The organism is Bacillus sp. AG4(2022) (assembly GCF_031844465.1).
In the GTDB taxonomy this organism is placed as follows: domain Bacteria; phylum Bacillota; class Bacilli; order Bacillales; family Cytobacillaceae; genus Bacillus_AB; species Bacillus_AB infantis.
Window position 1 is genome coordinate 336,254 of the sequence record NZ_JAUZVH010000006.1, and the last position, 24,819, is coordinate 361,072.

32 protein-coding genes are annotated in these 24,819 nt (G+C 47.1%); 17 read left to right on the forward strand and 15 right to left on the reverse strand.

Translation table 11 applies throughout. The annotated features are described in order from the left end of the window. Positions 1-10 precede the first annotated feature (10 nt). The 3 genes from Q9R36_RS17910 (at position 11) to Q9R36_RS17920 (ending at position 1,512) form a co-directional block, all read left to right on the forward strand. Entirely contained in the window at positions 11-376 is a 366-nt protein-coding gene (locus Q9R36_RS17910) for a HesB/IscA family protein (protein ID WP_009791435.1), read from the forward strand. A 102-nt stretch (positions 377-478) separates the two neighbouring features. After that, positions 479-1,165 (forward strand): hypothetical protein, encoded by a 687-nt coding sequence (locus Q9R36_RS17915; RefSeq protein ID WP_129613960.1) that lies wholly within the window; start codon positions 479-481, stop codon positions 1,163-1,165. A gap of 110 nt (positions 1,166-1,275) precedes the next feature. Beyond that, positions 1,276-1,512, forward strand: coding sequence for a hypothetical protein (locus tag Q9R36_RS17920; RefSeq protein ID WP_022544342.1), 237 nt, complete (start codon positions 1,276-1,278; stop codon positions 1,510-1,512). Positions 1,513-1,564: 52 nt separating this feature from the next. On the opposite strand, the gene Q9R36_RS17925 is transcribed toward Q9R36_RS17920, so the two are convergent. Further along, a complete protein-coding gene (locus Q9R36_RS17925; protein WP_022544341.1) occupies positions 1,565-2,563 on the reverse strand; it encodes an NAD(P)/FAD-dependent oxidoreductase in 999 nt (332 codons plus the stop codon). A 356-nt stretch (positions 2,564-2,919) separates the two neighbouring features. Here Q9R36_RS17925 and Q9R36_RS17930 point away from each other — a divergent pair, with 356 nt between their 5' ends. From Q9R36_RS17930 to Q9R36_RS17950, 5 genes are all read left to right on the forward strand, one after another. Next, positions 2,920-4,137, forward strand: a complete 1,218-nt coding sequence (locus Q9R36_RS17930) for an NAD(P)/FAD-dependent oxidoreductase (protein ID WP_311225648.1) — start codon at positions 2,920-2,922, stop codon at positions 4,135-4,137. A gap of 108 nt (positions 4,138-4,245) precedes the next feature. Further along, positions 4,246-4,731, forward strand: a complete 486-nt coding sequence (locus Q9R36_RS17935) for an NUDIX domain-containing protein (RefSeq protein ID WP_022544340.1) — start codon at positions 4,246-4,248, stop codon at positions 4,729-4,731. 153 nt (positions 4,732-4,884) lie between these two features. Beyond that, positions 4,885-5,010 carry a YuiA family protein gene (locus tag Q9R36_RS17940; protein WP_022544339.1) on the forward strand — a complete coding sequence of 42 codons (126 nt, stop codon included), beginning with the start codon at positions 4,885-4,887 and terminating at the stop codon, positions 5,008-5,010. A 158-nt stretch (positions 5,011-5,168) separates the two neighbouring features. Next, the gene (locus Q9R36_RS17945; protein ID WP_022544338.1) at positions 5,169-5,492 is read left to right on the forward strand and encodes a YuiB family protein; all 324 of its coding nucleotides are present in this window, start codon (positions 5,169-5,171) and stop codon (positions 5,490-5,492) included. Positions 5,493-5,827: 335 nt separating this feature from the next. Next, positions 5,828-6,538 (forward strand): 3D domain-containing protein, encoded by a 711-nt coding sequence (locus Q9R36_RS17950; protein WP_101549585.1) that lies wholly within the window; start codon positions 5,828-5,830, stop codon positions 6,536-6,538. 301 nt (positions 6,539-6,839) lie between these two features. On the opposite strand, the gene Q9R36_RS17955 is transcribed toward Q9R36_RS17950, so the two are convergent. Together Q9R36_RS17955 and Q9R36_RS17960 are read right to left on the reverse strand one after the other, a co-directional pair. Next, positions 6,840-7,616, reverse strand: a complete 777-nt coding sequence (locus Q9R36_RS17955) for a cobalamin-binding protein (protein WP_129613961.1) — start codon at positions 7,614-7,616, stop codon at positions 6,840-6,842. A 10-nt stretch (positions 7,617-7,626) separates the two neighbouring features. Next, positions 7,627-8,106: a divergent PAP2 family protein gene (locus Q9R36_RS17960; protein ID WP_009791424.1), complete on the reverse strand. Its 480-nt coding sequence runs from the start codon at positions 8,104-8,106 to the stop codon at positions 7,627-7,629. A 216-nt stretch (positions 8,107-8,322) separates the two neighbouring features. Here Q9R36_RS17960 and Q9R36_RS17965 point away from each other — a divergent pair, with 216 nt between their 5' ends. The 4 genes from Q9R36_RS17965 (at position 8,323) to Q9R36_RS17980 (ending at position 12,552) form a co-directional block, all read left to right on the forward strand. Next, positions 8,323-8,700: a DUF309 domain-containing protein gene (locus Q9R36_RS17965; RefSeq protein WP_022544336.1), complete on the forward strand. Its 378-nt coding sequence runs from the start codon at positions 8,323-8,325 to the stop codon at positions 8,698-8,700. Between the two features lie 61 nt (positions 8,701-8,761). Beyond that, positions 8,762-10,264, forward strand: coding sequence for a leucyl aminopeptidase (locus Q9R36_RS17970; RefSeq protein WP_311225649.1), 1,503 nt, complete (start codon positions 8,762-8,764; stop codon positions 10,262-10,264). Positions 10,265-10,530: 266 nt separating this feature from the next. Continuing rightward, complete coding sequence (locus Q9R36_RS17975; protein ID WP_009795442.1) at positions 10,531-11,844, forward strand: Na+/H+ antiporter family protein; 1,314 nt, start codon at positions 10,531-10,533, stop codon at positions 11,842-11,844. Between the two features lie 114 nt (positions 11,845-11,958). Then, positions 11,959-12,552 (forward strand): sulfite oxidase-like oxidoreductase, encoded by a 594-nt coding sequence (locus Q9R36_RS17980; protein ID WP_094769470.1) that lies wholly within the window; start codon positions 11,959-11,961, stop codon positions 12,550-12,552. 199 nt (positions 12,553-12,751) lie between these two features. Here the strand turns inward: Q9R36_RS17980 and Q9R36_RS17985 are convergent, their stop codons facing one another. From Q9R36_RS17985 to Q9R36_RS17995, 3 genes are read right to left on the reverse strand one after another with little or no spacing between them, the layout of a single operon-like run. Next, positions 12,752-13,816 (reverse strand): alpha/beta fold hydrolase, encoded by a 1,065-nt coding sequence (locus Q9R36_RS17985; RefSeq protein WP_094769471.1) that lies wholly within the window; start codon positions 13,814-13,816, stop codon positions 12,752-12,754. Beyond that, complete coding sequence (locus Q9R36_RS17990; RefSeq protein ID WP_224949756.1) at positions 13,806-14,414, reverse strand: hypothetical protein; 609 nt, start codon at positions 14,412-14,414, stop codon at positions 13,806-13,808. The genes Q9R36_RS17985 and Q9R36_RS17990 overlap by 11 nt, the downstream gene beginning before the upstream one ends. A gap of 26 nt (positions 14,415-14,440) precedes the next feature. Next, a complete protein-coding gene (locus tag Q9R36_RS17995) occupies positions 14,441-15,214 on the reverse strand; it encodes an SDR family oxidoreductase (protein WP_009795438.1) in 774 nt (257 codons plus the stop codon). A 230-nt stretch (positions 15,215-15,444) separates the two neighbouring features. Here Q9R36_RS17995 and Q9R36_RS18000 point away from each other — a divergent pair, with 230 nt between their 5' ends. From Q9R36_RS18000 to Q9R36_RS18010, 3 genes are all read left to right on the forward strand, one after another. After that, the gene (locus tag Q9R36_RS18000) at positions 15,445-15,699 is read left to right on the forward strand and encodes a hypothetical protein (protein WP_142385249.1); all 255 of its coding nucleotides are present in this window, start codon (positions 15,445-15,447) and stop codon (positions 15,697-15,699) included. Positions 15,700-15,728: 29 nt separating this feature from the next. Beyond that, positions 15,729-15,920, forward strand: a complete 192-nt coding sequence (locus tag Q9R36_RS18005) for a hypothetical protein (RefSeq protein WP_131486697.1) — start codon at positions 15,729-15,731, stop codon at positions 15,918-15,920. A gap of 158 nt (positions 15,921-16,078) precedes the next feature. After that, positions 16,079-16,264 carry a hypothetical protein gene (locus tag Q9R36_RS18010; protein WP_022544332.1) on the forward strand — a complete coding sequence of 62 codons (186 nt, stop codon included), beginning with the start codon at positions 16,079-16,081 and terminating at the stop codon, positions 16,262-16,264. A gap of 120 nt (positions 16,265-16,384) precedes the next feature. Here the strand turns inward: Q9R36_RS18010 and Q9R36_RS18015 are convergent, their stop codons facing one another. After that, positions 16,385-16,792, reverse strand: coding sequence for a YuzC family spore coat inner layer protein (locus Q9R36_RS18015; RefSeq protein WP_009795433.1), 408 nt, complete (start codon positions 16,790-16,792; stop codon positions 16,385-16,387). Positions 16,793-17,043: 251 nt separating this feature from the next. Here Q9R36_RS18015 and Q9R36_RS18020 point away from each other — a divergent pair, with 251 nt between their 5' ends. Beyond that, positions 17,044-17,649: a DedA family protein gene (locus tag Q9R36_RS18020; protein ID WP_009795432.1), complete on the forward strand. Its 606-nt coding sequence runs from the start codon at positions 17,044-17,046 to the stop codon at positions 17,647-17,649. Positions 17,650-17,698: 49 nt separating this feature from the next. Here Q9R36_RS18020 and Q9R36_RS18025 read toward each other — a convergent pair whose 3' ends face one another. Beyond that, positions 17,699-17,881, reverse strand: coding sequence for a hypothetical protein (locus Q9R36_RS18025; protein WP_009795431.1), 183 nt, complete (start codon positions 17,879-17,881; stop codon positions 17,699-17,701). A 372-nt stretch (positions 17,882-18,253) separates the two neighbouring features. Between Q9R36_RS18025 and Q9R36_RS18030 the strand changes: the two genes are divergently transcribed. Continuing rightward, complete coding sequence (locus Q9R36_RS18030; protein ID WP_035403284.1) at positions 18,254-18,637, forward strand: PaaI family thioesterase; 384 nt, start codon at positions 18,254-18,256, stop codon at positions 18,635-18,637. Positions 18,638-18,683: 46 nt separating this feature from the next. On the opposite strand, the gene mnhG is transcribed toward Q9R36_RS18030, so the two are convergent. The 7 genes from mnhG to Q9R36_RS18065 are packed head-to-tail and all read right to left on the reverse strand — an operon-like array spanning position 18,684 to position 24,428. Continuing rightward, positions 18,684-19,055, reverse strand: coding sequence for a monovalent cation/H(+) antiporter subunit G (gene mnhG, locus Q9R36_RS18035; protein WP_094769490.1), 372 nt, complete (start codon positions 19,053-19,055; stop codon positions 18,684-18,686). After that, the gene (locus tag Q9R36_RS18040; RefSeq protein ID WP_009795427.1) at positions 19,039-19,323 is read right to left on the reverse strand and encodes a Na(+)/H(+) antiporter subunit F1; all 285 of its coding nucleotides are present in this window, start codon (positions 19,321-19,323) and stop codon (positions 19,039-19,041) included. Before Q9R36_RS18040 ends, mnhG begins: the two co-directional genes overlap by 17 nt. Next, positions 19,323-19,799 (reverse strand): Na+/H+ antiporter subunit E, encoded by a 477-nt coding sequence (locus Q9R36_RS18045; protein WP_009795426.1) that lies wholly within the window; start codon positions 19,797-19,799, stop codon positions 19,323-19,325. The genes Q9R36_RS18040 and Q9R36_RS18045 overlap by 1 nt, the downstream gene beginning before the upstream one ends. A 4-nt stretch (positions 19,800-19,803) precedes the next feature. Then, on the reverse strand, positions 19,804-21,285 hold the full coding sequence (locus tag Q9R36_RS18050) for a Na+/H+ antiporter subunit D (protein ID WP_101549595.1): 1,482 nt from the start codon (positions 21,283-21,285) through the stop codon (positions 19,804-19,806). Continuing rightward, on the reverse strand, positions 21,278-21,619 hold the full coding sequence (locus tag Q9R36_RS18055) for a Na(+)/H(+) antiporter subunit C (protein ID WP_094769474.1): 342 nt from the start codon (positions 21,617-21,619) through the stop codon (positions 21,278-21,280). Before Q9R36_RS18055 ends, Q9R36_RS18050 begins: the two co-directional genes overlap by 8 nt. Beyond that, entirely contained in the window at positions 21,619-22,041 is a 423-nt protein-coding gene (locus tag Q9R36_RS18060) for a Na(+)/H(+) antiporter subunit B (RefSeq protein WP_009795423.1), read from the reverse strand. The genes Q9R36_RS18055 and Q9R36_RS18060 overlap by 1 nt, the downstream gene beginning before the upstream one ends. Next, positions 22,038-24,428, reverse strand: a complete 2,391-nt coding sequence (locus Q9R36_RS18065) for a Na+/H+ antiporter subunit A (protein ID WP_022544328.1) — start codon at positions 24,426-24,428, stop codon at positions 22,038-22,040. Before Q9R36_RS18065 ends, Q9R36_RS18060 begins: the two co-directional genes overlap by 4 nt. Positions 24,429-24,819 lie beyond the last annotated feature (391 nt).

Below are 24,819 nucleotides of genomic sequence, written 5' to 3' on the forward strand. Positions count from 1 at the left end.
AGGATGTAAAATGGAAAACCAAATTGTTGAAATTACTGAAGCTGCGGCTTTTCAAATTAAAGATATGATGAAGCAAAATGAAGAGGAAAATGCATTCCTGCGTGTTGCAGTAAAAGGCGGGGGCTGCAGCGGGTTGTCATACGGCATGGGCTTTGCGCATGAAGTTGAAGAAAACGATGCCCAGTTCGAGCTCCATGGCCTGCAAATCCTTGTAAGCAAGGAAGATGCTGCCATCCTTAACGGCACAAAGATCGACTATAAGCAATCCATGATGGGCGGCGGATTCACGATCGACAACCCTAATGCCATTGCTTCCTGCGGCTGCGGTTCTTCGTTTAGAACGGCCAAGAATGCAGGGACACCTGAAAATTGCTGATTCCTTAATTGTCATCATATACCTTACAGAACGCTTCCTGACCTCAATCGAGCATATCAGGAAGCGTTTTTTACATGGAAAAAGAGAAGGGGGGGTTAAAAAATGAAGCTTTTTCAAAATACGCAGGAGTCTGAGAGCGAGTTTGGGTGCAGCCCGATTATCCAGACGCCGGCAGGAGCCATTGCATTTGACCTCCGAATCAATGGCCAAGTCCCATCCAGGTGCCATAGCAAACCTTCCTGCTATAGGCTGGAAAATGGAGAACTCTTGCTGAGATATTCACATAAGGATTACATAGCCGAGCTTCTCCTCTGCGAACCTGACATCAGGATTCCATCACATATGAAAATAGAAAAAGCAGCTGCTGCCGTCTGGAGGCTGAGAGCTTGTCATAATTTAAGGGACTGTATATTTCAAGCAGAGATGGAACCAATAGGAAGCGCCGGGTGGCCGGACAGCGGAGAAAGGCTCGAGGCGATGACCTGGGAGTATGGGGAATGGAAGCTCACTCTTGGCACAGAGGATGGGGCTGCCTTAGTTCAAAGGTCAAGAATAAAGGATATGATGCCGGACTCATTCTATGCTGAAGATGAAATTTCACAGCTCCAAATCGTCAGGTATTTGCCAAATGCGATTGCAGTTCCAATCCCGGAAATAAGAAAGGGTGAACTTTGCCAGGTCCATTTTGTGGCAGCGTGGAGCCGCCCGAAGGAAGATGGGGATGCTTCCGCATGGTTTGCTGTAGATAGAACAGGAGGGGAAATCCTCGAAGGGTCAGGATTGTACTAAATTGGGCTGCCGGGCAGCATCCATTTTTTCAGAAAAAGGATGTTCGCACTGCCGGCTTGTCTCCCTCATGCATAAGATGAAACATATCTTGCTGCAGAGGGGGTGAATCTATGGGCTGCTGGTATAATGACAATGTAGCAGGCTTATCGGGCAACAGGCACTGGAAGCAGGATGATGTGGCTGGTGCATCTGACTGTCATCACAAGAAACGCGATGATGACTTTAAGGTAAGGGTTGAGGCCTTTATTGACAGTGAGGAATTTTGCAGGGCTGTAAGGCGCTGCCTGGCTGATGACGTAGCCGGGGCAGAAACAGACCGCCGCAGAAAACGCAGACACTATTGGTAAGAAATAAAAGCGGCCCCGCCGGAGTTTCTCTCCGGCGGGGCCATTTTATTGATTATTTATCAAACATGGACGTGCTGTGCAGAGGCTGCACCCGTGCTTTAGGATCAATAAGGGCCTTAGCATTGTTCACTGCAGTCGGCGCTTCTCCGAAACCGGAAGCAATCAGCTTCACTTTGCCGTCATAGGTGCAAATATCGCCGGCTGCGTAAATGCCCGGGATATTTGTCTCCATTTTGCTGTTGACGACAATATTATTTTTTTCAATTTCCAGGCCCCACTCTTTGATCGGGCCAAGCGATGAAACAAAGCCGTAGTTGACGATGACGGCATCAACATCGATGGCTTCTTTTTCTTCCCCTTTGGCATCCTGGATGATCACCTGGGAAATGCCCTCCTCATTGCCGATCAGTTCGGCAGGAACAAACGGAGTCTTGATTTCAACCTTGGAATTGTGAAGGTTTTCTACACTGTGCTCGTGGGCGCGGAACTTGTCGCGGCGGTGGATGATCTTTACGTTCTCTGCGATAGGCTCAAGCATCAAGGCCCAGTCTACTGCTGAATCGCCTCCTCCGAATACAACCACTTTCTTCCCGGAGAAATGATTCAGGTCATCAATGAAGTAGTGCAGGTTCTTGCCTTCATATTGCGGAGCCGAGTCAAGCTCAAGGCGGCGCGGCTGGAATGCGCCATTTCCGGCCGTGATGATGACCGTCTTTGTATAGTGGATTTCGCTGTTGGTGGTTAGCTTGAAAATGCCGTCCGGCTGTTTTTCGAGCTTTTCAACCGACTGCTCAAGCGATACCGTAGGTTCGAATTTCTTCATCTGCTCTTTTAAATTATCGACGAGCTCCTGTGCCCGCACTTTGGGGAAACCGGCTACATCATATATGTATTTCTCCGGATAAAGAGCTGACAGCTGCCCGCCAAGCTGGGGAAGGCTTTCAATTATTTTAACAGAGGCCTGCCTCATGCCGCCGTAAAAAGCAGTGAACAGCCCGACAGGCCCTCCGCCGATAATCGTTATATCATAGATTGTCTGATCTTCCTTCACACTAATCACCTCAACATATGTAGTAACATTTCTAGCCTTCATCATATCATAAATAATGAAAAACCTCACATAGCAGAACTGAAAGTTGTTGGAATAATGAGAAAAATTGCGTAAAAATCTTAATTTTCTCAATAGGATATATTCTGCTTTTAACCTTGAAAAACCGCGAAAAAAAGAATATTATGTATTATAGACATAAACTTTGTGACAAATTTCGGACATTTTTTTGCTCTGCTTCGTGAAGAATATCACAAACTTTTTCTTGTACTTATAAAATAAAAACTCATAAAGCAGTGGAAGATAAGAAAAAGCAGAAGAGTTTTCGAAAATACTAATAAAGGTGGAAGTGATACGCTTTGAAAAAGCCAAAAATAGTAATTCTAGGTGCCGGCTACGGCGGATTGATGGTGGCAACACGTTTGCAAAAGCAGGTTGGAGTGAATGAAGCAGAAATCGTATTAGTGAACAAGAATGACTATCACTATGAAACGACTTGGCTGCACGAAGCTTCTGCAGGTACTCTTCATCACGATCGAGTTCGCTATGATGTTAAAAATGTCATTGACCGAAACAAAATCGAATTTGTCCAGGGTACTGCTGTTGAAATTAAAACTGAAGAAAAGAAGGTCATCCTCGAGGAAGGCGAAGTAACCTATGACTACTTGGTCGTTTCACTTGGTGCTGAGCCGGAAACATTCGGCATCAAAGGCCTGGATGTACATGCTTTCTCTATTATAAATGTGAATGCTGCAAGACAGATCCGCGAGCATATTGAATATCAATTTGCCACTTACAATACTGAAGAAGAGAAAAAGGATGAAAGGCTGACAATTGTAGTCGGAGGCGCCGGCTTCACAGGCATTGAATTCCTTGGCGAGCTGGCAAACAGAGTGCCTGAGCTGTGCAAGGAATATGATGTGGACTACAGCAAGGTTAAGATCATCTGTGTTGAAGCTGCTCCTACGGTCCTTCCTGGCTTTGACCCTGAGCTTGTCAACTATGCAGTCTCCCACCTGGAGAAAAAGGGTGTTCAATTCCTGATTGGCACTGCCATCAAAGAATGCAATGAAGATGGAATCACGGTCGGAAAAGGCGACGAAGAAGTTGAGCACATCAAAGCAGGCACTGTCGTCTGGGCTGCAGGTGTTCGCGGGAACTCCATCATCGAAAATTCCGGCATTGAAGCGATGCGCGGACGTGTAAAGGTTCAGCCTGACCTAAGGGCTCCTGGCCATGAAGATCTATTCATCATCGGCGACTGCTCATTGATCATCAATGAAGAAATCAACCGTCCTTATCCTCCTACTGCCCAAATCGCCATGCAGCAGGGAGAGGTATGCGCGCGCAATATCGTTGCACTGATCCGCAACAAGGGTGAGCTTGAGACCTTCACTCCTGATATCAAAGGTACAGTATGTTCATTGGGCGAAGACGATGCCATTGGTGTGGCTTTCGGCAAGAAATTGGTAGGATCAAAGGCTTCCTTCATGAAGAAGATGATCGACAACCGTGCCCTCTTCATGATTGGCGGACCTGGACTTGTCCTGAAAAAAGGCAAATTCAATATCTTTTAATAAAAACTGCCGGGGATCATTTCCCCGGTATTTTTGTGTCCAAAAACCAATTAGAAGCAGAGCTCTGCTACAATAGAAAGATCATTATGCATGGAGGTCATAAACGTAATGGAGAGCAAACGTGGCAAAGTGTGGCTTGCTGTTTCAGGCCTGGTTATTTCACCGGAGGGAAAGTGGCTTTTAGTTAAGAAAAAATACGGCGGGCTGAAGGGCAAATGGTCGCTGCCTGCAGGCTTTGTTAATCCAGGGGAGACTGCCGATGAAGCAGCTGTAAGGGAAGTAAAGGAAGAAACGGGCATTGCAAGCAGGCCGGTCGGCATGATAGGGCTGAGGACTGGTGTGATCCGCGGCGAGGTCAGCGACAATATGATCCTTTTTCTTATGGCGCCTGAAAAAGGCCAAAGCATCACTGTCCAGGAAAGCGAGCTGATGGATGTGCAGTTTATGGACCCTGGAGAAGCAGCGGTCCATGAAGATGCCTCGATCCTCCTCAAGTATTTGACAGAACTTAATGAAGGGGCTGCCAAACAGCTGATAGACGGCGTAAACCCTGGCGACCACTTCGGATACTCCGCATATAAACTATTTTTATAATTTTCAGAAATTATTAGAATTCATTAGATATTGTAAGATAATCTAACATGTATGCGTTTACAGAAGGGCTTTTCCGGCTAATATGAAGCTTTCCATTTTCCTCAATCCTTGATATATTATCAGAAAATTCAGTGTCTAAAGGGGATGAGCAGGATGGCAGCAATGACTTATGAAACCAAAGAATGCGACTATTGTTCAGGGAAGGGCTATTTCCAGCTTTTATTAGGCGGCTCTGAAACATGCACCTGCTGCAACGGTTCCGGCAAAAAGAAAGGATAAAATAAAACCCTGCTGACTGCAGGGTTTTTCCGTGGCTGGATTTTCCTTCGGCAAGGGCTGAACAGTTATAGTTGTTAAAAAGTGTTCACAAAATTAAAATTGACTACCTTTCGGCCATTCAGTACACTTAAAAGTGATGTTTTAAGGGGGTACTGCCTGTGCAGATGACTATTTTTGTGTTGCCAATTTCAATGCTGCTATTTTTCGTTTTATTTTTTGGAATCGGTTTTATATTGAATATGCTGCTTAGAATGTCCTGGATCATGGCCATTATTTATCCAATCATCGCTATCCTGATTGTTGACCAGGTCCGTTTCATAGAATATTTCACCAACAGCGGTGAAGCATTTCCTGAGCTGGGAAGGCTTTTGTCAGAGCTCGCCATGGCTGATGTCCTGATTTTAAGCAGCGGGATGGCTGGTGCAGTTGCAGCAGGTATTACTATTAAACTGCTGAGAAGCAAAGGCTACAGAATGTTTTAATGTAAAAGCATTCCCATATTGGGAGTGTTTTTTTTTGTTCTGTGAAACACACCTTTTCATATGAATGAGTCTAAAATCAATACAGAATACAAACAGACCCTACTATTAAAAAATATAACAAAAGGCTGAGATAGGCGACTGAAAAACTTCAGAATCATAAATTTTATAATTTTTTTTTAGGAAATACCCTTCCTGTACTAAAACCTTGATACAGCAGGCTTTATATGAATTTTACTTCTAATACAGAAGCCGCGGTATTGCCTTAATTCCAATCCTCCCAGGAATACTTTTTCTAAAGTTGGGAAATGATTAACTTGGGAGGAGTGAATTATTATATGAATAGACTAAAAAAATGGACAAAGCGCATCATCATGTCAGTTTTATTTTTAGGGGCACTGCTTACCACCTTTCAATCCATATCCGGAGTAGGCGCGAAAACCCTTGAGTCCTATCAGTACGAAGGCGGCGGGGCAGCAGCTGAAATGGAAGATTATGCTTTCTCAGACCATACATATAAAACAATGGGACTTGCCTACAAATATCTTCCGAGGCTGGAAGCGAATGAGCTGATTTCCTCAGCGGAGGCGGTTACTGCCGAGCCACAGTCCTTGGAAGAAGCATTCAATTGGTCAGAATATCCCGCCAAATCTGTAGTGGCGACCGGCTATACGGCCTATTATGAATCAACAGGAAAGAATCCGGGGCACCCGTCCTTTGGCATTACATACTCTGGGGTCAAGGTAAAACGAGATCTGTACTCTACAGTAGCAGCAGACCTGAACGTTTTCCCGATCGGCACCATCCTGTTCATACCGGGTTATGGATACGGGGTCGTAGCTGACAAAGGCGGCGCCATCAAAGGTAATAAACTTGATCTATATTATGAAACCGTCGAAGACGTCTACAGCAGCTGGGGCAAAAAAACGCTTGATGTTTATGTGATTGAAGAGGGAGACGGAAGCCTGACTGAAGAGGAACTAAGCGCCCTTAACGAAAACGAATCCATGCAGGTATTCCGCCACCAGTACAGGGCTGTGGAGGAATAGGAAAAGCGGAGGCGCTTGCCCGAGGCAGACAAGCATAAGACGCTTTAGGATAGAAGGCGGTCTTTGCCTTCAATCCTAAAGTGGCTTATGACTCGAGGCCCTAGACGCCGGAGCTGGATCAAGCAAAGCTGATAAGCCTTGTTCAGTAGAGGAACGAGGAATTGAAAGTCCGAATTTGAGGCAGTCGCAAATAAATCCGGAAAGTCGCAAATAAATCAAAAAAAGTCGCAAATAAAAGCCAAAAAGAAAATAAAACCAAGAAAGAGGGAGGCCGGATCAAACGGCCTCCCTCTTTTTATCGCTAAAAGCATTCCGGATGCAGTATACGGGCGAGCCTTTCAGCGCCTTCAATCAGGCGGGGGGAAGGGCGGCAATACAGTTCTTCCTCCAGTACGAGGATTCTTTCATGTTTGACTGCCTCAAGTTCCTTCCATCCTGGCCTTTTCACGACAATCTCCGGCTTTATCTTTTCTTTGCGGACGCCTACCCATGCAAGGCAGATATAATCAGGCTGGCGGCGGAGGACGTCATCCCAATCTGTCTGGACGCTGGCGAGTTCCACATCCCTGAACAGATTGACGGCGCCGGCAAGCTCGCTGATTTCAGTGAGCCAGTTGATGCTTCCAGGGGTGAAAACCGGCTTTGGCCACCATTCCCAGTAGAGGGAGGGTTTGTACCCGGCGCCTGCCGATTTTTCCTGCAGGCTTTTAATTTTCGTCCTGAATTCGCCGGCTGCCTTTTCACCCAATCCAGGATATCCGGCAGCCTCGGCTGCTGTACCCAGGTCCCGTGCAATATCCTCAAGGCTTTGGGGATTAAGGGTAATGAAAGGCAGGTTCCTATTCCTTAATTCCCCGATATTTTTCTCCATCCCCGGCACGCTCAAGGATGCCAGTACGAGATCAGGCTTCAGCGCTTCAACCTTATCCATATCAATTGACAAATCAGGTCCGAGCCTTGGCAGATGAAGCACTTCCTCCGGCCAGTCAGAATAGTCATCGATTCCGACCAGAAGATGTGTCAGCCCGAGGTAAGCGATAATTTCTGTGTTGCTGGGACAGATAGATACTATTCTCATAAAAGTCTCCTTATAGATTAACTAGCATATCGAGAACAAGGGTCAAAGCAATCCCTGTCAGGCCCCCGAAAAACACTTCAATCGGTTTGTGGCCGAGGAGCTCCTTCAGTTCTTTCTGTTTTTCTTTTTCGGCCTTTTTCTGCCATACTTTCGCTTCTTCGACGAATTTATTAAAATCGTTCACAAGCTGATTCAGGACAATGGCCTGTTCACCTGCCTGCCTTCTTACACCGGTTGCATCAAACATCGTGATGATGGCAAATACAGCCGCCACCGCGAATACAGCAGAATCCATCCCGGTTTCCAGGGCGACTCCCGTGGAAAGGGCAGTGACGGCGGCCGAGTGGGAGCTGGGCATGCCTCCCGTGCTTGTCAAGAGTGACCAGTCCAGTCTCCTCGTCGCAATATACTGAATGGGCACCTTTACAAACTGTGCAAAAAAGATTGCGGCCAGTGCAGACCATAAAGGGAAGTTGAGCAATAAATCCATCGGGAAACCACCTTTTCATTTTTTTGCTGTTTTGCAGCTGCCTGGGCTGACAGGAAGCAAGTGGAGCTGGAACTTCCATTATGCCTCAGCTGCAGGGCGGAGTGCCCTTTTGTTTTTTATACCCGCCGGGGCGGAAGTTGAATACTGTAATTTATGTACATCTGATATGATATGGATAACCAGGAGTATGAATACATTCTGTGCAGGGGTGATTGCATGCTTTATCCCAAAGAATATTATGAGTTCTTCATCTGTTTCAATGAAGGCGACTATTACACTTGCCATGACCTTTTGGAGGAAATGTGGATGGAAGATAAAGCCAATCTGTTCTTCAAAGGGCTGCTGCAAATGAGTGTGGCCATCTACCATTACGAGTACGGCAATGTAAAAGGCGCCAGGCTCATGATGCGGGCTGCCCATTCTTATCTTCAATCCTACAGGCCGAAGCATTGGGGGCTGGACCTTGAAAAGGTGTACGGATTCATCTCTGCATGCCTCTCCATTATACCAGAGACTATAGATACAATTCCTTATGAGGAGGTAAAAACCCTTCCCGTCCTGCCTCATATCTATTTATTTTTGGAAGATGATTAGATTCTCGAAATAAATCACTTTATCCGATATAATATAGGTATTAATACTGGAGGTGATCAGAATGTATACAATCAAACAGGATTTGGACTTCGGTGCCGGCCATGAGGCCCTTGTCATCGGATTATTTGATAAGCCCGCCAAGCTTGAAGGCAATCTGGCAAAGGCGGATGACATTTTTGAAGGAAATCTGACAGAACTGATGAAAAGCGGAGACATTTCAGCTAAGAAAAAAGCAGTCTCCAAAATACATACATTTGGCAAAACAGGAGTCAAAAGGATTTATTTTGTAGGGCTTGGAAAAGAAAAGGAACTGGATTTTGAAGTGCTGAGGGAAGCTTTCGGAAAGGTCTTTAAGCGTTTAAAAGAAGACAGGCTGCAGGAGGCTGCGCTTTATCTTGACTCATTTACAGCGGAGGATGCAGACGCAAATGATGCGGCGCATGCTGCAGCAGAAGCTTTCGAGCTTTCAGCATATGAATTCCAGGGCTATAAGCAAAAGTCTAATGAGCCTGAAAGGAAAGTCGAAAGCCTGACCGTGTACAGTACTGCAGATGAAGCTGAGGTTAAGGCTTCACTTGAAGTCGGGACTGCCCACGGAAAAGGGACAAACTCCGCGAGGACGCTTGTAAACCTTCCAGGTAATATGCTGACAGCAACAGATTTGGCGAACTACGCGCTTGAGCTCGCAGGCAGATATCATTTCGAAGCGGAAATTCTTGAAAAAGAAGATATGCTGAAGCTCGGAATGGGCGCACTTCTTGCCGTCAATCAGGGATCTTCTGAGCCTCCGAAAATGATTGTCCTGAAATACCAGGGCAGGGATGAGTGGACCAATGTGGTCGGTCTGGTCGGAAAAGGCATCACTTTTGATACAGGCGGCTATTCACTCAAGCCGAAAGACGGCATTGTCGGCATGAAGACCGATATGGGCGGAGCTGCCGCTGTGCTTGGCGCCATGGAAATCATTGGTGAACTGAAGCCGGCACAGAATGTTGTTGCCGTCATTCCGTCTACAGACAATATGGTGAGCGGTACTGCATTCAAGCCGGATGACGTTATCACTTCCATGAGCGGAAAAACGATTGAAGTACTGAATACAGATGCAGAAGGGCGCCTTGCTCTTGCTGATGCTGTTACCTATGCGAAGCATCATGGAGCAGGCTATCTGGTAGATGTAGCGACTTTGACAGGCGGTGTAATCGTCGCGCTTGGCAATGATACAACCGGCGCATTGGCGAATAATGAGGCTCTCTATGAGCAGGTGCTCGAAGCTTCATTTGAAGCCGGAGAACCGATCTGGAGGCTTCCATTATTTGAAAAAGACAAGGCACGCATCAGGAGCAGCAAGATTGCCGATCTGAACAACTCTCCTGGACGTGCAGGCCATGCCATCATGGGCGGGGGCTTTGTCGGGGAATTTGCCGAAGGGACTCCTTGGGTGCATTTGGATATTGCCGGCACTGCTACTGTTGACAAGGCGCATGATCTCGGTCCTTCCGGTGCCACCGGAGTGATGGCCAGAACACTTGCACTTATGGTAGAACGATTTGAGCCATTTGAATAAGAACTAATTTGGCCTGGCCCTCAAGGGGTCGGGCTTTTTTCATTTTTCAATATCACCCCTGCACCGTCCTCCAATCCCTGGAAGTCCCCCGGGATCATTGACAGGCCTGCCCCTGTATGGTATTTTAATATTTGTGTTTTAGTTCTTTACCGATTTATCAGAGTAAAGCAATCGAGGAGAGGCTTACACTTCTCAACCTGCTAAAACAGGCTGAACTATTCATTCCATATACTTATACGTTTTTACATCAAGAGAGGGGATTTAACATGAATGCAGTAATTGCAGCTGTGCTTGTGATGCTGGCGCTGAGCCTTTTGCGTGTAAATGTTGTGTTTGCACTGATTGCAGGGGCATTGGTTGGCGGTTTGACTGGCGGGCTGTCTGTAGATAAAGTAATTGAAGTATTTACAAACGGGCTTGGAGGGAGTGCCGAGGTGGCCCTCAGCTATGCGCTTCTTGGCGGGTTTGCCGTTGCCATTTCCAAAACCGGGCTTCCCAACTTAATGGTGGACTGGGTGCTTGGGGTTGTCGGCAAAAACGGCGGATCCAAGGGAAAGGCCTATTCAAAGGCATTGATCGTGTTCGCGATTCTATTGATGGCCTGTTTTTCCCAGAACCTGATTCCCATTCACATTGCCTTTATTCCAATCTTAATACCGCCGCTTCTTCATGTTATGAATGAATTGAACATCGACCGGCGCCTGATTGCTTCAGTCCTGACATTCGGGCTGACTGCACCTTATATCCTGCTGCCTGCAGGCTTCGGGAAGATTTTCCACGAAATTTTGGCCAGCAATATGGCTGACAGCGGCCTTGTCATTGAAATGGGAGATATCCCAAAAGCGATGCTGATTCCGACTGCCGGTCTTGCAGCAGGCCTTATCATCGCAGTGTTCTTCTCATACCGTAAATCAAGAAGCTATGAGACTATCGAAATCGCTGCTCCGGAAAAAGGAAGCTATTCAAAAATGGCAATCCTGTTTTCCATCCTCGCCATTATCGCGGCACTTACAGTTCAGATTATCCTGGATTCTATGATATTCGGGGCGCTGAGCGGCATCCTGGTCATTTATATCAGCGGAGCAATCCGCTGGAGGGAAGCAGATGCCCTGTTGACCGAGGGAATGAAAATGATGGCTTTCATCGGCTTTGTCATGCTGGCGGCCTTTGGGTTTGCTGATGTGCTGAAAGAAACGGGCGATGTTGAGAGGCTTGTTGAGCAGGCAGCGGGAATTATCGGCGGCAGCAAGCCTCTTGCAGCTTTCCTTATGCTCCTTGTCGGCCTGCTCGTGACAATGGGCATCGGATCATCCTTCTCGACCATCCCGATTATTGCGACGATCTTTGTCCCGCTTGCCATGGAGCTTGGCTTCAGTCCAATGGCGACCATCGCTTTGGTCGGAACAGCTGCTGCTCTTGGTGACGCAGGATCGCCGGCTTCAGACAGTACGCTCGGGCCGACGGCCGGGCTTAATGCTGATGGACAGCATAATCACATTTGGGATACATGTGTGCCAACCTTTGTGCACTATAATATTCCGCTGATTGCCTTTGGCTGGATTGCAGCAATGGTTCTATAATCAAGCAGAGGGGCTCCTGTAATGATGGAGCCCCTCTTTTTGCATATTCCTGTGTATGAACAGAAATATAGGATAATATATCCTTACATACAGAAGTGAATGGGGTGATTTTGCATGTATTTCGGAAAAGTAAGGAAAGGGGACGGGGGGCGTGTACCGCCGAACCAGAATGTGACCGCATCTTTTCCGGTCCTGCACCATGGCAATGTTCCTTATTACTCGAATCTGGATAACTGGTCGCTGCGGATCTTCGGGACAGTGGAAAAGGAAAAGGTATTCAGCTACAGTGATCTTCAAAAGCTGCCGCAGACAGAGTCCGGAAATGATATCCATTGTGTCACTGGCTGGTCAAAGCTGGATAATGTGTGGAGAGGTGTAGCTGCAAGTGAGATTGTCAGGCTGGTAAAGCTTAGAGCTGAAACATCATTTGTCATTCTGCATGCAGAGGAAGGATGGACGTCCAACCTGCCGCTTGCAGACTTCCTGAAGGAAACGAGCCTCCTGGCACACTCCCATAATGGCGAGACTCTTACCCCGGAACACGGATATCCGCTCCGCGCCGTCATTCCGCACCTTTACTTCTGGAAAAGCGCCAAATGGCTCCGCGGCATCGAGTTTTCTGCTGTGGATAAGCCTGGATTCTGGGAAAGAAATGGCTACCATAATTATGGGGATCCTTTCAAAGAAGAAAGGTTCAGCTTTGATTGACCTGGCCATGGAAAAAACCTCATCCCAATGAAGATGAGGTTTTTTATAAAAGATAAGCCCCACTATTAGCTGCAGCATCTCTTGAAGTAATCTGCAAACACAATTGAGGCAAACCCGTAATAGCAGCAGTGAGCTGTTGGTCTAAAAAGCTTCTCATAGTTCAAGGTATAAAACATCGTATCCCTCCATTGTCCAGATTTTAACTGCCGGAAGGCTCTGAGTGTTCATGGAGCCAATCGGTCAGGTAGGGAGGAAGCTGTCCGCCAGATGCAAGATTGGCGTGCCCTCCATGCTGCAAGTGAAAAGTTCTGTCTCTGCTCGAAACGAGGCCGATCACAGGCTCAACCTGTTCTCTGGGAACCAGCCTGTCTCCTGCTGTTGCTACAGCAAGCAGGTTTGCCTGGATATTAGCCAGGTCGGCTTTTTTTCCGTCGATGATGAGAGAGCCGTCCATCAGGGAGTTCCTTCTCCCGAGCTCATGGAAAATCTGTTTTAAGGCTGCTCCGGAAAAAGGGATATGGCCCGATGTCCAGGTGTTGAACCTCAGCCACTTTTCTGTGTATTTCTCATCATATGAGCGGTTTAAAAGAGAGAGGTAGTGAGATAAGTAGATAGGTGAAGTAAGCAGCCGCATGCCGGCTTCCATTAAGGGGGCCGGGATGATTCCTAGTGCATCAATGACAGCGTCAAAATCAGCCCTGCCTGTTGAAACGGCTTCAATCCACTCATCATAGGCGGGCAGGATGCTGAAATCAATTGGTGTAACAAATAGAACCAGGTTCTTGATCGGCTCCTCTGAGATGCTTGCATAGATGGCTGCAATGGTCCCGCCAAGGCAAAAGCCCATAACTGTCAGCTCTGATGCCCCTGAGTGCCTGAGCGCTCTTGCGGCGGCTTTCGCAATATAATCCCTGATATAGTCGGTGATCGTCAGGTCTTTATCTTCATATCCCGGGGCGCCAAAATCAATAAGGTACACATCATAGCCTTTATTGACAAGTACCTCGATCATGCTTTCATTTGGTGCAAGGTCCAGGATATAAGGCTGGTTGATGAGTGAATAAATCAGGAACATGGGAGTGCTGTACTTTCTTTCCGCCGGGGGGTAATGCCATAAGACCGCTTTGTTCTTTTTCCAGACTGCCCTTCTGTATGTGCATCCCTGATCGGGCTGTGCTGCCGAGAGAGTCCGGAAAAATCCTCTCCATCTCTCCTGTTCCTTCTCGGACCAGAATCCATTGGAGCTGCTGCTATTATCTCCCATTACTTTTCGATCCTTTCAAAGGCAATCCGGATTGGATTTCAGCATTTTTCTGGATATTATCCAGAAGGATGCTGAGTGCCCTGGACCGTGCTTTCCGTCTCTTCTCAGCCGGACTGTCTTCTGGTTTTTTCCTGGAAGCCGCAGTTCCTGAATCATTAACAGATTCTGGTTTGGAGGAAGGTGCTTTCAATTGCGGGTTCTGACCGGATTTAGGAAGGTCCATAGCCGGGCTGTCCGGCATTTCTGTTAAGCCTCCTGCCCCAAGCATTTCGACCGAACTTTTTATATCGGCAAGTGTACTGGACAATGCCATCATTTGTTCGTCAAGCTGATCAACTTTTTCTTCAACCTGAATGGCCAGTTTTGCCACCCGGGCAACATCGTTCTTTGTAGGGAAGTTTAAAGGTATGGAAAGCAACTCAACCATATTCCTGCATTGGCTGATCATACTCGCGATTACAGCTGAATTCGAGCTGGCTGAAAGCAGAAGTTCTTCTTTATTCAGCTGCTTTTTTATCAGCTCATTTAGTTCAAATTCAAGCTTCATTCCCATTTTTTTTAATGAACTGAATAATTCCTGCGCTTGTTCATTTGACATTTCGCCTGCTCCTTTCCGCTGTTTTTCTAGATGGTTGCCGTCAAGCCGCCATCTACTACAAGCGTATGGCCTGTCACATAATCAGAAGCACTGGAAGCCAGAAACAACGCTGTTCCCTTTAAATCCTCATTCTTGCCAAACCTTCCGGCAGGTATTTTTTTCAGCAATATTTTATTGGTTTTTTCCATGGATGCCGTCATTTTTGTCGGAAACAGGCCCGGGGCAATACTGTTGACCTGGATGTTATAAGGGGCGAGCTTCACAGCCAGATCCTTTGTCAGCACCATCAGCGCCCCTTTACTGGTGTTGTATGCCGGTGTATCCAGGAAGCCGGATGGAGCCCCCCTGAATCCTGTGACAGATGCGATATTGATGATTTTTCCGCTGCCCTGATCCTTCATGGCTCTGGCAGCTGCCTGGGTAAACAGGAACGCGCCCTTCACATTGACATCCATCACTTTGTCCCATTTGTCTTCCGGGTAGTCCAGGAGCGGAGCGACCCAGGAAGTTCCGCTGTTATTGATCAGGATGTCAAGCCGGCCGAAATGGCTGATCGTTTCCGCGATGACAAAGCTGATATTGTTTTCATTGGTCACGTCGCATTCCAATGCCAATGACTGGGCTCCCATGGATGCCAGTTTCTTGCTGACAGTCTGGCACGCCTCAAGATTCCTGGAACAGACGACTATATTTGCTCCTGCCTCTGCAAGTGCATAGGCCATCTGCTCGCCGAGCCCTCGCCCGCCGCCGGTGACGATGGCCGTTTTATTGGACAAATCGAAAAGTTCTTTAGTATCCATTTATGATATCCCTCCTTATTGGAACAGCTGTAAGGCTACATATGATTGAATTCTGGAATACCCTGCAGGCTGCCGATTTATGCTTCGCTATATTATAGACGAGCCATCATGCAAAAGTGCAGAAAATGGTTGTTCTCCCAGAGCCTTTTCTTGCCTGGGGAAAGTATAAAAACAGCCTGTTTGGGAAAAATCAAAAATGGAAGATTTCTGGTATGCAGGGAGGCGGCCGGATGGATGAAAAGCAGATAAGGGAAATATTCGATGAAGCGGGATATAGTGCACTTGGGCAGTCATTGAGCTTCAAGCTTTGGCTTTCAGGCGTGATGGAGCATTCCGGGGCAGGAGATAATCCGCTGGAGCTCCTTTTGGAAGCATGCTCTTTCGATGATGGTGAGCCGATCCTCTTCGACCAATTTCTGTTCCAGCTCCGGCTGGTCAGCTCTGCAGATGAACGGAATTGCCTTCCCATTGGTTATTGGCAGTGAAAAATAAGAAGCAAAGAAGAGGTGCTATCATGCAGAAAAATGCAAGAGGATATGTACAGGACTCATATGGATCCCTGAATCAGGCGAAAGATTCTCTGCAGCAGGCATTATCAACGGTAGAACAGGGTTCAAACCGTGAGCGCATCGAGGAATCCCTCCAGGCGGTCGATCAGGCACTGCAGGCGTGCGGACAAACGGCAGATATATTGGAACAAAAATAATGCTGAAAAACACAGGGGAGCTTCTCCTGTGTTTTTTTTTTGCCGATGAAGAACAGCCCGGCGGTGAATGCCCCGGAAAGCGGACAAATGCCCAGTCCAAAAGGCATTCGCCTGCATATGTAGTAGTGTAGGGAAGAAAATAAGGAGGTAGACCTTTTATGCATCCATATAGAGCGCCATATTATGCTGGAGGCGGTTCAAGATTTTTCTTTGGGGCGCCGTTTGTAGGCGGATTGCTTGGAGGGCTTGTCGGCAGTGCACTGTTTTTTCCGCGGCCAAGGCCATACTTTTACCCGCCGCCATTTTACGGCCCGCCATACGGCGGAGGATATCCGTATTACTGATTGATGAAGGTATGAAGTGCCATTTAACAATAGACTCTTTCTTTTAAGGCTCTCTGGTCAGGAGAGCTTTTTTCTGTTGTGCTGAAATTCCTGCATCAGTGCTGCAGCCTGCACTTGCACTTACATCCATCTGAGCTTTAAGGTCAGGCTGCAGCACTGAGCATGGTCATCTTTTGCTTCAAATACCAGGGTGAGCCCGTCCGGTGTATATGTGACACGGGGCTGCGACTTAATTCCGGTTGCCTTGATCATCTCTTCTGCTTTTTTTGTCTGGGATTGCTGGGCAGCTGACATCAGATCATTGGAAAACTGCTTGGAAGTAGCCATCCTGTCAAGCAGTGACCTGGCATCACTCATTAGATCCTGCATATGCTTGGCCGAGCTCATAAAGGTGGCAGGATTGACAGAAGGAAACTGCCTCACGCTGGCTGTATAATAGAGCTGACGGGGAGGCGGAGGAAAATGGCATACAGGCTGCGGGTAGCGGCTGATGCTGTTTCTTCTTCCGTAATAATAATGCGGAAACATTTATTTGGCTCCTTTCATGGAACATAATCCAGGTGCACCCATTCATTCCATCTATATGCGGCGGCCCCCTTTCTTACGATTGCCAGTGAAAAAAAAACTGTCAGCCATCTTAATCGGTTATGTGCTTTGCAGGAAGGAATATACATTTAAGTAGCATGAGCGTATTAGTATGGATTCATAAAGATAAAAGAGGGGTAAACAAGGGTAATGGAGAATTCTTAAATAGATGGAGAGCGGGGGAGGTGCTGAAGATGGAGCTGGATTATATTTTGCTGCTGATTGAAGAAAATGGCTATGTCGGCCTATTCCTGTGGCTCTGGTTCGGCGTCTTCGGCATCCCCGTCCCAAATGAAGTCATTGCCATGACAGTCGGGATGGTTTCCTCGATGAGTGTGCTTCATCCTCTTGGGGCTTTTCTAGTGACCTATGCCGGCATGACTGCCGCGCTGACGACCTGCTATACACTTGGCCGGTTTATCGGCCGGCCGCTGATCAAATATTTCCATAAAAGAAAACGGTTTGCAAAAATAATTGATGACTCTTTGAGGCTGATGGATAAGCATCATGCCTTTTCCCTTTCACTCAGCTATTTCATACCGGGGCTGCGCAATTTTGTCCCATTCCTCTATGGCTTCAGCAGGCTTCCATTCAAAACCTTCGCATTGTTTGCCTTCAGCGGGGCACTGCTCTGGCTTGCGGTTGCTTTCACTTTAGGATATCTGTTCGGCGATCATATAGATGCCATCATCCTTTATGGAAAAGAGGCGCTCTTGGCCGGTGCCGTCTTTGCGCTTATCATCCTCGTGATCAAGACACGCAGCAGAAGAAAAAAAGAAAAGCAAAGGGAGCTGGCGTGAGGGAGCTGAAAAAAGAAAAGGCAGCGTGCAAAAGCTGCCTTTTTGTGTGCTAATAGTGATGGCGGTGTTCAACCAGGTCAATGGCTCCCAGAACGATATGGGCAAGTCCGAAGCCGACGATGGTGTCGGACAGCGTGCTGTCTACTTTTCTGGATTGCTTCAGCGCGTAGCCTGTTGCTGTTACAGCTGTACCAAGAACTGCTGGAATTAAACCTTCACGGATATGATCCATAAATGAACACCCCTGTCTATGGTTTCGTCCATGTTTTTGCGGAACTTGATGGACATCTTTAGTTTGCCGCAGCAGGCTTTTTTTATTTAGCTTTGTTAAACATTATTGTTGATTTTGGGCTGCATTTCAGCTGTGCTGAAATGCAGCCCAAAATCAACAAGGTACACTAACGCAGCCTTTTATTTAAGCAGTTATTTTGTATTAGATTGGCGTTCACTGACTCCGAAGCAACACACTGCTCCCGGCCTTTGGGGCAGGGAATGAAGAGCAAGGATACTTTGCCAGGTTGTCTGTCACAAGGATTGAAGTTATAGTAAAAGAACATACATAGTCATGCACCATGGTTAAAAACATGGAGGGGGAACTGGAATGATGAAATTGGAGAATACGCTGATACATGCCTTAGGAATAGAAGTGACTGAGCTTGGGAAAGGGCATGTGACAGCGACCATGCCGGTCGATGAGAGGACCAGGCAGCCTTTCGGGCTTTTGCATGGCGGCGCCTCGGTAGCTTTGGCTGAAACGGTGGCCAGCATCGGTGCATTTGAATTAGTGGACCAGGAAAAACAAGCTGTGGTCGGCCTTGAGATCAACGCCAACCATATCAGGGCAAAAAAAGACGGAGTCGTCACTGCAGCTGCCACTGTTCTTCATCAGGGAAAATCAACAATGGTCTGGGATATCAAAATCACTGATGAAGAAGGGAAGCTTGTGTGTGTTTCAAGATGCACAATGGCGGTCATTCAAAGGAAATAGCAGCATCTGGGCATGAGAATAACAAGAAAAGCCATGAGGGATTCCCTCATGGCTTTTCTTGTTTGACGCTTACCTGTGAATTTTTCTTTGTTTTTAAATCATCCTGGACGCTTACATCCGCCAATGGGACACCTGCGTTATATGCTGCACGGCTGATCAGGTGGCCGGCAACAGGGGATGTCATAAAGATAAATACGATTCCCAGGATAAGCCTTGAGTTGAAATGCCCTTCTTCTGCATAAAAATAAAGGAAGGTCCCAAGCAGAACGGACATGACACCCAATGTAGCGGCTTTGGAGGCGGCGTGGTTACGTGTGTATACATCAGGCAGCCTGATTACTCCAAAAGCCGCTACAAGGCTGAGAAAGGCCCCTATCAGGATCAGGACTATGATGATGATTCTAATGATTTCGATCACGTTCAATAATAACCCCCTTTTCCAGATATTTCGAGAAGGCTACCGTGCCGATGAATGCAAGGATACCGATCAGCAGGATGATCTCCAGGAAAGCATTGGTTTTCAGCAAGATGGAAATGAGTGCAATGACAGCTACGAGATTGATCCCGATGGCATCGAGTGCCACGATTCTGTCAGGGATGGTTGGCCCCTTGATTACACGGTAGATAAGGCCGACCATGCTAACGGAAATGCAGAGCAGCGAAATTTGTACAATCACTTCCAGCATCACTTGCTCACCTCCATGATTGCTTTTTCAAAAGAATTCTTGATGCTGCTGACCGATTCATGGACATCCCCTATATCCATGGCGTGGATATAAAGGATTCTATTATCATCGGAAACATCGATGACCAGCGTTCCCGGCGTTAAAGTGATCAGTCCCGAAAGGACCGTGATTTCCCAGTCCTCGGTCAGCTCTGTTTCAAGAGCAAAGATGCCGGGCCTGATATCAAGCTTTGGCTTCAGGATTACCTTCAGTATGGCGATATTGGATAATATCAGCTCCCTCATAAAGATCAGCAGCAGATTCAGGACAGCCGCGACCCGGAGCAGATAAAAGCGTGAATCGAAGAACCGCCTGAATGCAAAGATGATCAGCAGCCCGAAGAAATAGCCGACAAGGAATGTTACCGGGTCATAAGAGACCTTAAGGAACATCCATACAAATGCTAAAAAGAAATTCAATAAAATTTGAAATGCCATATCATTACTCCTTTAAGACTGCATTGATATAGATATTTGGGTCCGAAAGAGTTTCAGCAGCCTGCGAGATATAAGGATAGATCACTTCTGTCCCGACTCCCATAAATACAGACAGGGCAGTGAGCATCACCGGAGCAATGAGCAATGTCCTTACAGGAGCTTTATCTTCATTTTTATAGGAGCGGGGATTTCCCCAGAATCCATTGATGAAGATTTTCATGACTGAGAACAGTACCAGGAGGCTTGATAGAAGGACGATTCCTGCACCCCAATAGCGGCCGGCTTCAAATCCTCCCTGGACGATCAGGAGCTTTCCAATGAAGCCGCTGAGCGGAGGAATCCCCGCAAGGGCAAGTGCCGCAATGAAATAGGTCCAGGCAAGCCCGGGGTACCTTTTGATCAGCCCGCTGATATGGCGGAGGTTGCTTGTCCCCGTAATGCTGATGATGATTCCGACAAGCAGGAAGAGCGCTGCTTTAATGATCATATCGTGAATGATATAAAAGAGCGACCCGGCCAGTGAATCCGGAGTCATTGCCGCAATCCCGAATACGATGACCCCCACGGCCACAACAATATTGTAAATGATGATTCTTTTGACGTCCCAGTATGCAACTGCCCCTATCACCCCGAGGATGATGGTCAGCACTGCAAGTATACTGAGAATTTCATGAGTATACCCCTGGTCATGATAAAAGAAGAGAGTATACGTCCGCATGATGGAGTAGACGCCTACCTTGGTCAGCAGGGCGCCGAAGACGGCCATGACCGGGATGGGCGGTGCATAGTAAGAGCCCGGAAGCCAAAAGTAAAGCGGGAATATGGCGCCCTTCAGTCCGAACACGATAAGGAACAGAACTGCGACCACCGTCAAAATGCCAGGCTGCCCGAACGCTGCGATTTTCACGGAAATATCGGCCATGTTCAGGGATCCTACAATAGAATATAAATAGCCTACTGCAATGACGAACAAGGCTGATGATATGACGTTCACAAGAATATACTTGATGGATTCCCGAAGCTGGATCTTCGTCCCGCCGAGAACGATCAGGACATATGATGCCATGAGCATCACTTCGAAGAAAACAAACAGATTGAAAATATCCCCTGTAGTGAATGCCCCGTTGACGCCGACGATCAGAAACTGGAATACAGGGTAATAATAAAATTTCTCGCGGTCAATGCCAATGGATCTGAAAGAATAAATCAGGCAGGCCAGGGATATCAGGCTTGTTGTCAAAACAAGCAGGGCAGAAGCCATATCAGATACCAGCGTGATTCCGTACGGCGCCTCCCAGCTGCCCAGATCGACTGTCTGAATGCCGTCATTGTGCACCTTCTGCACAAGCACGAAGGCAGCAGCAGCCGTAACACCGGCAGATATCCCGGAAACCCAGCGCTGTGCAGGGACATTTTTAGCGAGAAAGATTAAAAGGATCGCTGTTGCCAGCGGGATTAGAATGGGAAGCATTAATAAGTTAGTCATTTCCTTCTTTTCCTCTCAATCTTTCCATATTATCTGTGCCAAGTTCCTGGTAGGCTCGGTAGGCCATAACCAGGAAGAAGGCTGTAACGCCAAAGCTGATAACGATGGCAGTAAGGATCAGGGCCTGGGGAATGGGATCGGCATAATTTTTAGCATGCTCCCCCAATAATGGCGGATTTCCCCTCTTCAAGCCCCCCATGGTAATCAATAGAAGATGGGCGCCATGGCTTAAAAGGCCTGTTCCAATAATGATTCTGAGCAAGCTTTTTGAAAGCATCAGATAAGTGGCAGACATAAACAGAATGCCAATGAGAACGGACATTAATATCTCCATTATTCATCCTCCCCTATTGTTTGAATAATGGTCATTGTAACTCCGACAACGACAAGGAATACACCGGTATCGAACAGTACTGCCGTGTGCAGGGAAGTTTTCCCGAGCAGGGGCAAATAGACATCATTAAAGGCGTGTGTCAGAAAAGGGACATTGAACAGCAGAGCGCCTGCCCCTGTTCCGACAGCAAACAAAAGCCCCGTAGCAATCATATATTTATAGTCGATCGGCAGAATATTTGCGACTGTCTTCATATCAAAAGCGAGCAGGAGCAGCACGATGGCACCGGATGTCATCAACCCGCCGACAAACCCGCCGCCCGGATAATAGTGGCCGGCAAAGAACAGATGGATTGAAAACAGGATGATGATGAAGAGGGCGACCTTCGTCACTGTCTGCAGTATGATATCGTTCGTTTTCACCCTTCATTCCTCCTTGCCAGGCGGAGCTTGATCATCGCGAAGATGCCGAGGGCGGCAATCCCGAGAACGCATATTTCAAACATGGTATCAAAGCCCCTGAAGTCAACCAGTATCACGTTGACCATATTTTTTCCTGCTGCTTCTTTATAAGTATTTTCAACATAATAGCCTGCAATAGATTCAACAAGCTTATTGCTGTGTGCAGAAAGGGCGATCAGCGTGACGATGGCGCCAACCCCAATCGATACTGCAAGATTGACTGCTTTAAAGCGGATTCTCTCTTCATTCCGCTTCAGCTTCGGCAGGTGATAGAAGCAAAGCAGGAATAGCGAGACAGACACAGTTTCAATGACAAGCTGCGTCAAAGCAAGGTCTGGCGCCCTGAATAACACAAAGAACAGAGCTACTGTATATCCGACTGCACCGAGCAGGATAATCGATGTCAGCCTTGACTTGGCAAACAGGATAGATATGGATGCAGCGGCAATGATCAGCGCCAGCAGCACTTCATAGAAGCCGATTGAAGACAGATCATTTGTGCTCAGCTTAAAGGCATTCTTCCAGACAAGCGTCGTGCCAAGCAGCAGAATAAAGAATGTAAAGATGTACACAAGATATGTCCGGATAAACCCGTTCATATAGGTTCTTGTCAGGTTTGATGAGAAGGTCTGCATGCCTTCTATTCCGCCATCATAAAAGCGGTTGAGTGCAAGCTTCTCCGGGAACAGATCATAAATCTGGCGCCATTTGTCCAGTGTAGTATAAAGCAGTACTCCGAAAGCAATGACCCCAAGCGTCATGAAAAGCTCTGGAGTGAAGCCGTGCCAGAATGAAATATGCACGTCAAACACAAGGCCAGGCATGATCACTCCAAGGGCTGGAGCGATAATGGTGCTTGACAGGATATTCGGGAAGAATCCGATGATAACGACCAGTGAAGCCAGGATGATCGGCGAAATAAGCATGCCGAAAGGAGCTTCATGCGGTTTTTTATCGAGCTTTTCAGGCTGGAACTTTCCTGTGAATGTCTTAAATACAAGCACCATGCTGTAAATGAACGTAAACACGCTTGCAATCCAGGCAAGCACTGGGAATAAAATACCCCATGTATCCAGATTGAAGATATCCACTTCAAGAATGTTGACCATTCCGGTAAAGAACATTTCCTTGCTGAGGAACCCATTAAATGGAGGCAGGCCGGCCATTGAAAAGGCTCCAATCATTGCAAGGGTAAAGGTAATCGGCATAAAGCTCATTAGTCCGCCGAGCTTGCGGATATCCCTGGTCCCGGTTTCATGGTCAACGATGCCGACCACCATAAAGAGGCTTCCTTTAAAGGTGGCATGGTTGATCAAATGAAACACTGCCGCAGTTGTAGCTATCGTATATAGGCTGTCTTCCACGGTATCGTAATGCAGGGCAGCTGCACCAACTCCGAGGAGGGACATGATCAGTCCGAGCTGGCTGATGGTTGAAAAAGCAAGGATCCCTTTGAGGTCTGTCTGCTTGACGGCAGAAAAGGAACCCCAGAACAGCGTAACGATCCCGAAGGATGCCACAAGCCACAGCCAGATGCCGGACTCTGCAAAGACCGGGCTCATCCTGGCTACTAAATAGATGCCTGCTTTTACCATTGTCGCAGAATGGAGGTATGCACTGACAGGCGTCGGCGCCTCCATTGCGTCAGGAAGCCAGATATGAAACGGGAATTGTGCCGATTTTGTAAAAGCGCCCAGCAGGAAACAAAGCAGAGCAGGGACAAAGTACGGCTTTTCCATGATTTCAGAGGCCATCGGGACGATTTCGGAAATAGAGAAAGTTCCTGTCATCAGATAAAGCAGGATGATCCCGCCCAGCATAGCCAGTCCGCCAAGTACCGTGATCATCATCGATTTCTGGGCGCCGTAGCGGGACTTTTCCCTGTGGTACCAATAGCCGATCAGCAGGAAAGAAGAAAAGCTGGTCAGCTCCCAGAAAGCATACATGACTATCAGGTTATCGGATAGGACAACTCCCAGCATAGCCCCCATGAACAGGAGCAGATAAACATAAAAGGTGTTGAGCTTTTCTTTTTCCTTAGAAAGATAATAAATGGAATACAGCACCACTAATGCTCCGATGCCTGTGATTAAAAGGGCGAAAAGCAGCCCGAGGCCATCGACCCTGGCTGTAAAATCGATCCCGAAGGATGGAATCCAGGACAGGGTCCTGCTTACTGCCCCATTCGCTTTTGTTTCCGGCAGATAGCTGATGAAATAGCTGAAAAGCAGGATGGGCAGGGGCAATAGGAACCACCCGGTATGTATTTGCCTGAAATATTTATAGAAGAATGGTATAAATATGGCAAACAATAATGGCGACACAATCGCCAAATGCAGCAAAGACAACAATATGACCTCCTTTTTAATTGTAAGCGCACAGAATTTGTGCATGTGAGTCCTTGTCAGGAAGAAATTGATACATATCAAAGGCCTTTTCCCATTTGCGGCTGAAAGTATTCCAGGCTTGTGAAGAAAAGCTGTAAGCAGAGACGCGTATGTATACAATTATCTCCAATCTTTGTTATAAGATGCTCCGCACTTTATCTGCTCTAAGTTACGCCAGGGGAAAAAAATTCCTCCCGGAGACTGCCTCTGAACAAATTATAACCTAAATGGCACGGTCGTGCATTTGAGGAAACCTTATGCCGCAAGGATTCTCCAAACTTTATTAAATAGGTAGAAACAGGTTTGAAACCGGAAAAAATTTCGAAAAAAATCTGTATAAACTTAATAAAAT